This is a genomic window from Pseudomonas sp. (assembly GCF_030690725.1).
Lineage (GTDB): Bacteria > Pseudomonadota > Gammaproteobacteria > Pseudomonadales > Pseudomonadaceae > Aquipseudomonas.
Genome location: NZ_JAUYGD010000080.1, coordinates 1 through 10,619 on the forward strand (window position 1 = coordinate 1; position 10,619 = coordinate 10,619).

Annotated in this window: 12 protein-coding genes; all 12 read right to left on the reverse strand. The window is 58.9% G+C overall.

Annotation, left to right across the window (positions count from 1 at the left end; translation table 11 throughout):
• Positions 1-187: F0F1 ATP synthase subunit C (atpE, locus tag Q8O69_RS19490; RefSeq protein ID WP_305593835.1), on the reverse strand; the 187-nt coding region annotated here is incomplete at its 3' end.
• Between the two features lie 116 nt (positions 188-303).
• Positions 304-1,173 (reverse strand): F0F1 ATP synthase subunit A, encoded by an 870-nt coding sequence (atpB, locus tag Q8O69_RS19495; protein WP_305593837.1) that lies wholly within the window; start codon positions 1,171-1,173, stop codon positions 304-306.
• A gap of 14 nt (positions 1,174-1,187) precedes the next feature.
• Positions 1,188-1,595: a F0F1 ATP synthase subunit I gene (locus tag Q8O69_RS19500; protein ID WP_275960031.1), complete on the reverse strand. Its 408-nt coding sequence runs from the start codon at positions 1,593-1,595 to the stop codon at positions 1,188-1,190.
• Positions 1,596-1,752: 157 nt separating this feature from the next.
• The gene (locus tag Q8O69_RS19505) at positions 1,753-2,625 is read right to left on the reverse strand and encodes a ParB/RepB/Spo0J family partition protein (RefSeq protein WP_090378678.1); all 873 of its coding nucleotides are present in this window, start codon (positions 2,623-2,625) and stop codon (positions 1,753-1,755) included.
• A gap of 10 nt (positions 2,626-2,635) precedes the next feature.
• A complete protein-coding gene (locus Q8O69_RS19510) occupies positions 2,636-3,424 on the reverse strand; it encodes a ParA family protein (protein WP_090254191.1) in 789 nt (262 codons plus the stop codon).
• Between the two features lie 12 nt (positions 3,425-3,436).
• Positions 3,437-4,084, reverse strand: a complete 648-nt coding sequence (gene rsmG / locus Q8O69_RS19515) for a 16S rRNA (guanine(527)-N(7))-methyltransferase RsmG (RefSeq protein ID WP_305593840.1) — start codon at positions 4,082-4,084, stop codon at positions 3,437-3,439.
• The gene (gene mnmG, locus Q8O69_RS19520) at positions 4,084-5,976 is read right to left on the reverse strand and encodes a tRNA uridine-5-carboxymethylaminomethyl(34) synthesis enzyme MnmG (protein ID WP_170050576.1); all 1,893 of its coding nucleotides are present in this window, start codon (positions 5,974-5,976) and stop codon (positions 4,084-4,086) included. The genes rsmG and mnmG overlap by 1 nt, the downstream gene beginning before the upstream one ends.
• Before the next feature lie 659 nt (positions 5,977-6,635).
• Positions 6,636-8,003 (reverse strand): tRNA uridine-5-carboxymethylaminomethyl(34) synthesis GTPase MnmE, encoded by a 1,368-nt coding sequence (mnmE, locus tag Q8O69_RS19525; RefSeq protein ID WP_305593842.1) that lies wholly within the window; start codon positions 8,001-8,003, stop codon positions 6,636-6,638.
• 75 nt (positions 8,004-8,078) lie between these two features.
• Positions 8,079-9,830 (reverse strand): membrane protein insertase YidC, encoded by a 1,752-nt coding sequence (yidC, locus tag Q8O69_RS19530; protein WP_305593844.1) that lies wholly within the window; start codon positions 9,828-9,830, stop codon positions 8,079-8,081.
• A 2-nt stretch (positions 9,831-9,832) separates the two neighbouring features.
• A complete protein-coding gene (gene yidD, locus Q8O69_RS19535; RefSeq protein ID WP_275960026.1) occupies positions 9,833-10,078 on the reverse strand; it encodes a membrane protein insertion efficiency factor YidD in 246 nt (81 codons plus the stop codon).
• Positions 10,071-10,475 carry a ribonuclease P protein component gene (rnpA, locus tag Q8O69_RS19540; RefSeq protein WP_370692692.1) on the reverse strand — a complete coding sequence of 135 codons (405 nt, stop codon included), beginning with the start codon at positions 10,473-10,475 and terminating at the stop codon, positions 10,071-10,073. The genes yidD and rnpA overlap by 8 nt, the downstream gene beginning before the upstream one ends.
• Before the next feature lie 11 nt (positions 10,476-10,486).
• The coding region (rpmH, locus tag Q8O69_RS19545) for a 50S ribosomal protein L34 (protein ID WP_305593846.1) at positions 10,487-10,619 on the reverse strand (133 nt) is incomplete at its 5' end.

Below are 10,619 nucleotides of genomic sequence, written 5' to 3' on the forward strand. Positions count from 1 at the left end.
TCACGGCGTCGAGCAGACCGGCGACGATGAACATTTTCACTTGCAGCATCGGAACCATTTCCGGCTGACGCGCAGCGCCTTCCAGGAACTTGCCGCCCAGCAGGCCGAAACCAATTGCGGTACCCAGGGCACCCAGGCCAATCAGCAGTGCTACAGCGATAGCGGTCAGACCAACTACAGTTTCCATCTTTCCTCCCGACTTTTTATGTCGTATTGGTTAAGGTTTTCTAAGGTAAAGCGGTAAAGCAAAATCGGTACTTCTGGTTGCCCTTGCGGGCGTCCACTGCGAGCGCCGGAGCGCCCTTAGTGGTTGTCTTCGTGCGCCATCGACAGGTAGACGATGGTCAGCATCATGAAGATGAACGCCTGCAGCACGATGATCAGGATGTGGAACACAGCCCACGCCCACTGCAGGGCAACACCCAGCGCGCCCAGCAGCAGACCGCCGCCAAACATGATCGCGATGAGGATAAAGATCAGCTCGCCGGCATACAGGTTGCCGAACAGACGCAGAGCCAGGGAAATCGGCTTGGCGATCAGGGTCACGAACTCAAGCAGGAAGTTGACCGGAATCAGCAACGCCTGAACCACGATGTTCTTGCTACCGAACGGGTGCAGAGTCAGCTCACCGATAAAGCCGCCGAGGCCTTTGACCTTGATGCTGTAGAACAGGATCAGGGCAAATACCGACAGGGCCAGGCCCACAGTAGCGTTTGGATCGGTGGTCGGCACGACGCGGAAGTACAGATGCGGGTCGCCGGAGATTTTTGCCGCCAGCATTGGCAGCCAATCTACCGGGATCAGGTCCATGAAGTTCATCAGGAAGACCCAGACGAAGATGGTCAGAGCCAACGGCGCGATCAGAGCATTGCGGCCATGGAAGGTGTCCTTGACGCTGCCGTCAACGAACTCGACCAGGACTTCAACGAAGTTCTGCAGCTTGCCCGGTTGTCCGGAAGTGGCGCGTTTAGCAGCGGCACGGAACAGCAGGATAAAGAACAGGCCAAGCACGACGGACACCGCGAGGGTGTCTACGTGAAATGCCCAGAAGCCCATTTCCTGAGCTTCTTTTGCGTTGTGGGCGAAACTCCAGCCGTTGACCGGGTGCTGACCGTAGGTCAGGTTGGTCAAGTGGTGCTGGATATAACCCGAAGCGGTTTCTGCTGCTGCCATATATCCCTCGAGCGCTAAGGTCTTAAAAGTCTTGTTTTCATCAGCAGGGGTGAAAACCAATTGACCAACTGGGTCAGGAAGAACACGCCAAATACCGCCAGCGGCTCCAGAGGTTTCACACCTGCAAAGGTCAGTGCAAACAGCACTGCCGTTAAAACCAGTTTGCCCGCCTCACCGGCATAAAAAGACCGGACGATGGCTTGAGCAGCCCGCGCTCCACTGAAACGGAACGCCTTGTGGGCAAAGTACACGTTTGGCAGCCAGGCAATCAGGCCACCACACAACCCGGAGTAACCTGCCACTGCGCCTTGCCACTGCCACAACACCAGGGCCAGCAACAGCAGTACCAGCAGTTGCACCAGCAGTACCGGGAAAACAGCCAGACGATGGAAGGGCAGGCGATTCGGCGTGCGAACGTCCATCTTGTTTTCCTGAAAGCTGAACTCGGGCGTCGGCACCTGAAATCAATAACTTGGCATACTTTGTGCCGACGAAATGCGCGCAGAGTATAGGGGCGCTTCCCCCCCCATTCAACTGCCGGGTAGTGATTTCCGACTAGTCGCTACACGCTCAATTGTTTCAACGAATGTGGGCGAGCACACCCTGCAGTTCATCCAGCGAGCTGTAGCTGATCACCAGCTGACCTTTGCCTTTCTGCCCATGCTTGATCTGCACCGGCGAGCCCAGGCGCTCAGCCAGGCGCTGTTCCAGGCGGGTGATGTCCGGGTCAGCTTTGACCACCGCCGCCGGCTTCTCTTTGCTGTTCAACCACTGGCGTACCAGTGCTTCGGTTTGACGCACGGTAAGGCCGCGTGCGACAACATGTCGCGCACCTTCGGTCTGCTGTTCGGCCGGCAGACCGAGCAAGGCACGGGCATGACCCATTTCCAGGTCACCGTGGGACAGCAGGGTTTTGATCTCTTCCGGCAGGGCAATCAGGCGCAGCAGGTTGCTGATGGTCACCCGCGACTTACCCACCGCATCGGCGACTTGCTGCTGAGTCAGCTGGAACTCCTGCTGCAGCCGCTGCAAGGCCATGGCTTCTTCGATGGGGTTGAGGTCTTCACGCTGGATGTTTTCGATCAGCGCCATGGCGATGGCGGCTTCATCCGGCAATTCGCGGACCATGGCCGGGATCTTATCCAGGCCGGCTTGCTGACTGGCACGCCAGCGCCGTTCACCGGCGACGATCTCAAAACGTCCTTCGCCAATCGGCCGCACCACAATCGGCTGCATCACGCCGTGGGCCTTGATCGATTGCGCCAGTTCTTCCAGGGCAGTGGCATCCATGTCGCGACGCGGCTGGTATTTGCCGCGCTGGATCAGGTCCAGGGGCACGTATTGCAGTTCACGGCTGTCGACCTGCGCGGCCTCTTCCTGCAAAGCGCTGACACTGGTGCCGCCCAGCAGGGCATCCAGACCGCGTCCCAGTCCTCGTTTTTTCACAGCCATGGGTATTTCCTTATGCGGTTGCGGTGTGGGCACTTGCGCGCTGGCGGCGTACCAATTCGCCGGCCAGCGCCAGGTAGGCAATGGCACCACGGGATTGCTTGTCATACACCAGCGCCGGCATGCCAAAGCTTGGCGCCTCGGCCAGGCGCACGTTACGCGGGATGACCACGTCGTACAGCTGGTCAGGGAAGTGTTGCTTGAGCTGCGCCGACACATCGTTGGTCAGGCTGATGCGCGGGTCGTACATGGTGCGCAGCAGGCCTTCGATCTTCAGCTTGGGGTTCAAGATTTCGGCGATGCGCTGAATGCTGTTGACCAGATCACTCAAGCCCTCCAGCGCGTAGTACTCACACTGCATGGGGATAATCACCCCATCGGCGGCGACCAGGGCGTTGATCGTCAGCATCGACAGCGCCGGTGGGCAGTCGATGAGGATGTAATCGTAATTCTCGCGGATCGGCGCCAGCGCATAACGCAGGCGGCTTTCCTTCATTTTCATTTCCAGCAGCGAGACTTCGGCGGCGGTCAGGTCGCGGTTGGCCGGCAGCAGCTGGTAGCCACCGTGCTCGGAGAACTGCATGGCATCGACCAGGTTGCATTCGCCGATCAGCACGTCGTAGATCGAATGCTCCAGGCCGTGCTTATCCACACCGCTGCCCATGGTCGCGTTGCCCTGGGGATCGAGGTCGATCAGCAGTACACGGCGCTTGGTTGCCACCAGCGAGGCAGCCAGATTGATGCAGGTGGTGGTTTTGCCCACGCCGCCTTTCTGGTTAGCGATTGCGAATACCTTAGCCATGCTGCGTTCCCCCTAAACCGAGCGACGCAGTATCAACAGATGGCGCTGACCTTGGCAACCGGGAACCTTGAGTACATGAGTGGCGGTGAGACGAAAGTCCGCTGGCAGGGCCTGCAGCTCGTCATCCGGGTGTACGCCTTTCATCGCCAGCCACTGGGTATGGCCATCGCCCAAATGACGGGTCCAGTTGCTGAAATCTTCCAGCGAACTGAATGCCCGCGAGCAGATGCCGCTGAACGGCACAGTCGGGGTGAACTCTTCGACACGGCTGTGGATAACTTGCAGGTTGGCCAGTTTCAACTCCAGCTTCACCTGAGTCAGGAAGCGGGTCTTCTTGCCGTTCGAATCGAGCAGGGTGAACTGCCGCTCGGGAAACAGGATGGCTAGCGGAATGCCCGGCATGCCGCCGCCGCTGCCGACATCCAGCCAGTTATCCCCAGCCGCGGTGACGAAAGGCACCACAGACAGGCTGTCGAGCAGATGGCGCGACACCATTTCATTCGGATCGCGCACGGCGGTGAGGTTGTAGGCCTTGTTCCACTTGATCAGCAGAGCCAGATAGGCCAGCAACTGTTCGTGCTGCTGCGCGCTGAGTTCGACACCCAGCTCCAGAGCGCCCTGGTTCAGTTCTTCGGCGTGACGTGCGGTAACCAACGACATCAGGCGCTGTGCTCCAACTGCTGACCGGCAGTGCGCTTTTTCAGGTGGATCAGCAGCAGGGAAATCGCTGCCGGGGTAACGCCGGGAATCCGCGAGGCCTGGCCTAGAGTTTCCGGGCGGCTGTTGCCGAGCTTGTGCTGGATTTCCTTGGACAACCCGGAAATCCCCGCGTAGTCGATATCGAGCGGCAACTTGGTGTCTTCACTGGCGCGCAGGCGGGCGATTTCGTCCTGCTGGCGGTCGATATAGCCGGCGTACTTGGTCTTGATCTCGACCTGTTCGGCCACTTGCGGGTCCTGCGCACCACCGCCGGTGATGGTTACCAGTCCGGCGTAATCGATTTCCGGGCGGGCCAGCAGGTTGAGCAGGTTGTATTCGTGGGTCAGCGGCGTGCCGAAGTGAGCGGCAATCGCATCACCCTGCGGCGTACCCGGGCGTACCCAGGTGCTTTTCAGGCGCTGTTCTTCCTGCACGATGGCTTCGCGCTTGGTTTCGAACGCGGCCCAGCGTACGTCATCGACCAGACCCAGCTCGCGGCCTTTCTCGGTCAGGCGCAGGTCGGCGTTGTCTTCACGCAGGATCAACCGGTATTCGGCGCGCGAAGTGAACATGCGATACGGCTCCTGGGTACCCAGGGTGATCAGGTCGTCGACCAATACGCCGATGTAGGCCTCGTCGCGGCGCGGGCACCAGCTGTCCTTGCCCTGGGCGCGCAACGCGGCGTTGCAGCCCGCGAGCAAACCTTGCGCGCCGGCTTCTTCGTAACCGGTGGTGCCGTTGATCTGCCCGGCAAAGAACAGCCCGGCAATCACCTTGGTTTCCAGGCTGTACTTGAGATCACGCGGGTCGAAGTAGTCGTACTCGATGGCGTAGCCGGGACGCACGATATGCGCGTTCTCCATGCCACGGATGCTGCGCACGATCTGCAATTGCACATCGAACGGCAACGAGGTGGAGATGCCATTCGGGTACAGCTCATGGGTATTCAGGCCTTCGGGCTCGATAAATACCTGATGGCTGTCCTTGTCGGCGAAGCGGTGGATCTTGTCTTCGATCGACGGGCAATAACGCGGGCCGACACCTTCGATCACGCCCGAATACATCGGCGAGCGATCAAGGTTGGCCGCGATGATTTCGTGGGTACGCGCGTTGGTGTGAGTGATCCAGCAGCTGACCTGGCGTGGTTGCTGTTCCGCGCGACCGAGGAACGACATCAGCGGGGTTGGTGTATCGCCCGGCTGCTCGGTCATTACCGAGAAGTCCACCGAACGGCCATCGATGCGTGGTGGCGTACCGGTTTTCAGGCGACCAACGCGCAGCGGTAACTCACGTAGACGTTGCGCAAGTGCAATCGAAGGAGGATCGCCAGCGCGGCCGCCGGAGTAGTTCTGCAGACCGATGTGGATAAGTCCACCGAGGAAGGTGCCCGTGGTCAACACCACGGAATCCGCGAGGAAACGCAGGCCCATCTGGGTAACTACGCCTTTGACTTCGTCGTTTTCGACGATCAGGTCATCGGCTGCCTGCTGAAATATCCACAGGTTGGCCTGGTTTTCCAAGGTTTCGCGAATAGCGGCTTTGTACAGCACGCGATCAGCCTGGGCGCGAGTGGCGCGTACCGCTGGGCCCTTGCGGCTGTTCAGTACACGGAACTGGATACCACCTTTGTCGGTGGCTTCAGCCATGGCGCCGCCGAGCGCGTCGATTTCCTTGACCAGGTGGCTCTTGCCGATCCCGCCAATCGCCGGGTTGCAGCTCATCTGCCCGAGTGTTTCCACGTTATGGGTCAGCAGCAGGGTTTTTACCCCCATGCGTGCAGCTGCCAGCGCAGCTTCTGTACCGGCATGACCGCCGCCGATGACGATCACCTGAAAACGGGAAGGGAAATCCACCACGCACCTCGTGCCTGTTGAGAAATGGGGGGCTTTTTGGGTTGAAAAGCGGGAAAGGCGGCAAGTATAGGGATTTAGCCGGTGTGAAAGAAGCCTTTTGCACAAAAAATAGCCAGCTCGCTTGGGCGCTGTTCAGGTGTGTCGGTTAATAAAGAATAAAGAAGAGAATTTTTATAAAGCCTTGTTTATATGTTTATTACTTAGCAACGGCTTTTCTGTGGATAGATTGCTACAGAGCAATAGATTCAGTGGCTACAGCGTTTAAAAAGTCTGTGCTGATCCTGCCATCTGCCTGTTCAGTTGCCGTACGCAAGCTGTGGATGAAACTGATGGTTATCCACAGGGGCCGTTATCCTCAGTTTTATCACCTGGTTATAGGCAGGGCTTAGACCGGGTTTTCCACAGGGCTTAGGTGGATAAATAAGTGGATTGGTGAGCTCCTTTCGGCCACGCGGGTGCCTGCCTGATGGGCATAAAAAGGTATTTCAGGACGTAGGATGGGTTAGGCGCAGGGAGGAAATTGCGGATACAGCGCATGATTAGATGCGCCGTAACCCATCAGAATGCACCACGTCATGATGGGTTACGCGACACGGGAGGACTTGTGTTGCTCGCAGGTTAGGTGTCCTGCGTCGCTAACCTACGCGGCCCGCCCCATCCTACTTGCCGATACAGAAGCTGGAAAAAATCCGCCCCAGCAGGTCATCGGAACTGAACGCTCCGGTGATTTCGCCCAGGGCCTGTTGGGCCATGCGCAGGTCTTCGGCGAGCAGTTCGCCAGCGCCGGCCAGGGTCAGCTGAGCATGGCCGTGTTCCAGATGTGTGGAGGCCTGACGCAATGCTTCCAGATGCCGTCTGCGCGCACTGAAGCTGCTCTCTGAGGTCTGTTCATAACCCATACAGGCCTTGAGATGTTCCCTGAGCAGATCCAGTCCCTCTGTAGATTTAGCTGACAGGCTGATGGTGACGTGGCCGTCATTGCAGACTTCCAGCACCACCGACTCGCCAGACAAGTCGGCTTTGTTGCGAATCAGGGTGACCTTGGCCGGATCAGGGCGTTGGTCGAGAAACTCCGGCCACAGGGCAAAGGGGTCGTCGGCTTCCGGCTCCGTGGCATCCACCACCAGCAGGATGCGGTCGGCTTCACCAATAGCCTTCAGCGCACGCTCGACGCCGATACGCTCGACCTGATCCTCGGTATCACGCAAGCCGGCGGTGTCCACTACATGCAGCGGCATGCCATCGATGTGGATATGTTCACGTAGCACGTCGCGAGTGGTGCCGGCGATTTCGGTAACGATGGCGGCCTCGCGACCGGCCAGGGCATTGAGCAGGCTGGATTTCCCCGCGTTGGGCCGACCGGCGATCACCACGGTCATGCCATCGCGCAGCAGGGCACCTTGGCCGGCCTCACGCAGCACGCCGGCGAGGTCAGCACGCACGCCATCGAGCAGGTTGAGTACGTGGCCATCGGCGAGAAAGTCGATTTCCTCTTCGGGGAAGTCGATGGCCGCTTCGACATAGATGCGCAGGCTGATCAACCGTTCGGTCAGGCCGTGCACGCGACGGGAGAACTCGCCCTGCAGCGAGCGCAGGGCATTGCGCGCGGCCTGCTCGGAGCTGGCCTCGATCAGGTCGGCAATTGCTTCGGCCTGGGCCAGATCGAGTTTGTCATTGAGAAACGCGCGTTCGCTGAATTCACCAGGGCGCGCCAGGCGTGCGCCGAGTTGTACACAGCGGCGCAGCAACAGGTCGAGCACCACCGGGCCGCCATGGCCCTGCAGTTCCAGCACGTCTTCGCCGGTAAAGGAGTTGGGGCCGGGAAAGTACAGGGCCAGGCCTTCGTCGATTACCTGCTTGGCATCAGCGAAGAACGGCCCGTAGTGGGCGTAACGCGGTTGCAGCTCGCGGTGGCAGATCGCCTGCGCCAATGTGCTGGCCAGCGGCCCGGAAACTCGCACGATGCCAACGCCACCTCGGCCCTGTGCGGTGGCGACGGCGGCAATGGTTTCAGCAACGGGTGGCATGCGCTTCTCCTGAATACGACATAGCAAAACGCCCCTGAAAAGGGGCGTTTGTTACAGCTTAGAAGCAATCACTGCTTAGGCGTCTGCGGCCTTGGCTGCGGCTTCGATCTTGCGGGTAATGTACCACTGCTGGGCGATGGACAAGACGTTGTTGACCACCCAGTACAGCACCAGACCAGCCGGGAACCAGAGGAAGAAGAAGGTGAAGATAATCGGCATCATCTTCAGCACCTTGGCTTGCATCGGGTCCGGCGGCGTCGGGTTGAGCTGCTGCTGGATAAACATGGTTGCGCCCATGATGATCGGCAGGATAAAGAACGGGTCTTTAATCGCCAGGTCAGTTATCCACAGCAGCCACGGTGCTTGGCGCATTTCCACGGATTCCAGCAGCACCCAGTAGAGCGCGAGGAATACCGGCATCTGCACCAGGATCGGCAAGCAGCCGCCCAGCGGGTTGATCTTCTCTTTCTTGTACAGCTCCATCATCGCCTGGGACATCTTCTGGCGATCGTCACCGTGCTGCTCTTTCAGCTGAGCGAGTTTCGGTGCAACGGCACGCATGCGCGCCATGGATTTGTAGCTGGCGGCGGACAGCGGGAAGAAGATCAGCTTGATAATCACGGTCAACATGATGATCGACCAGCCCCAGTTGCCGAGCAGGTTGTGGATAACTTCCAGCAGCCAGAAGATCGGCTGAGCCAGGAACCACAGAATGCCGTAGTCGACAGTCAGCTCAAGCCCTGGCGACAGAGTCTTCAGATGGCCTTGTAGCTTCGGGCCGGCATACAGAACTGCACTGGTTTCACCCTGAGCGCCGGCAGCAACCTGAATGGCCGGGCCGGTAAAGCCGACAATGTAGTTGCCTTGGCTGTCTTTACGGGTCTGTACTTGGTTAGTGCTGTCTTTGCTTGGAATCCAGGCAGTGACGAAGTAATGCTGTAGCCAGGCAACCCAGCCTCCTTGAACGGTTTCTTTGAAGGCTTGTTTGTCGATGTCTTTCATCGACACTTTTTTGTACGGCTCTTCGGTAGTCCACAGTGCGCCACCGAGGTAGGTCGCAGTGCCGGTCGCAGTGGTGGAGGACGGATCGTCGCTGCCATCACGCTTGAGCTGGGCAAACATGTTGCCGCTCCAGGCCTGACCACTCTGGTTGTCGATCAGGTAGCTGACGGTCACCTGATAGGACGAAGGATCAACGCAGCCGGGTTTCTTCTGCTGCTGTTCCTTGGCGGAACATTCAGCGTTCAGACCACGCTTGAAGGTGAAGCGCTTGATGTAGTTGACGCCGTCTTCGCTGAGCTTGAGGTCAACCTGCAGCTGATCCTGACCATCGGCCAGTTCATAGCTCTTCTGCTCGCTGCTCCACAGAGCACGACCGCTGGATTTGTCCGGCGCGTTGCTGCCGATCAAACCGCTCTGCGCCAGGTAGGTGCGCTCGCCACCGTTGTCGAACAACTGGAACGGTACATCCGGACGATCCTGACGACGCGGATACTGCGGCAAACGCAGTTGCACCACATCACCACCACGCGGGTCGATGGCCAGATCCAGCACATCAGTCTTCACCCGAATCAGCTCATCGTTGGCTGCAGCCGGTGCAGCACTGATGGCGCTGGGTTCAACAGCCGCGGTAGCGCTCGGAATATCGTCGCTGCCAGCTGGAGTTGAAGTGCTGGCAGTGGTATCCGGCAAGCCGGGTACAGTGCTGCTGGTCGCGGCAATTTCTGTCGGCAGGGCAGCTTGACCGTAGTCCTGGTTCCACTGGAGAACCATCATATAGGACACGATTGCCAGGGCGACGATCAGGATCGAGCGTTGAATATCCATGATTATTCGGCCATCGAAGAGGAACGGGAGGTTTTTGCACAGGGAACCGGGTCGTAGCCACCGGGATTCCACGGGTGACAGCGGCCAAGCCGACGCAGGGTCAGCCAGCCACCGCGCATGACGCCATGATGTTCAATGGCTTCAAGCGCGTAGCAAGAACAGCTTGGGTAGAAACGACAGTGGCTGGCCATCAAGGGGCTGATGGCGTAGCGGTAGAACTGGATGGGTAGCAAAACCAGTTTACGCATGGGGACTGTCGTTCACCCCAGGTGTTGCGACGGCTTCCGGGCTTGGCTTACTGCGTTCGAGGCGTTTCCAGAGTTTGCCAAACTGACGAGCCAGTTCGACGTTTTCCAAATCACCAAGGCCTTTACGCGCAACCACCACGATGTCCCATCCCACCAGGTTGTCCTGATTGAGACGGAACGATTCGCGGATCTGGCGTTTCAGACGATTGCGCTCAACAGAGAGCTTGACGCTCTTCTTGCCGATCACCAATCCCAGACGGGGGTGATCAAGTTCGTTGTTGCGCGCCAGCAGCAGGACATTTTTGCCCGGAGCTTTGCCGCTAGGGGAGTCGAAGACTGCCTTGAATTGCCGGGGGGTTAGGAGACGCTTTTCCCGACTGAAGTCTCGACTCACCACAAGACCGAAATTTAGACGGCGAGACGCTTACGGCCCTTGGCGCGGCGACGCGACAGGACAGCACGGCCGTTCTTGGTGGCCATACGAGCACGGAAACCGTGGGTGCGAGCGCGTTTGATAGTGCTGGGTTGGAAAGTACGTTTC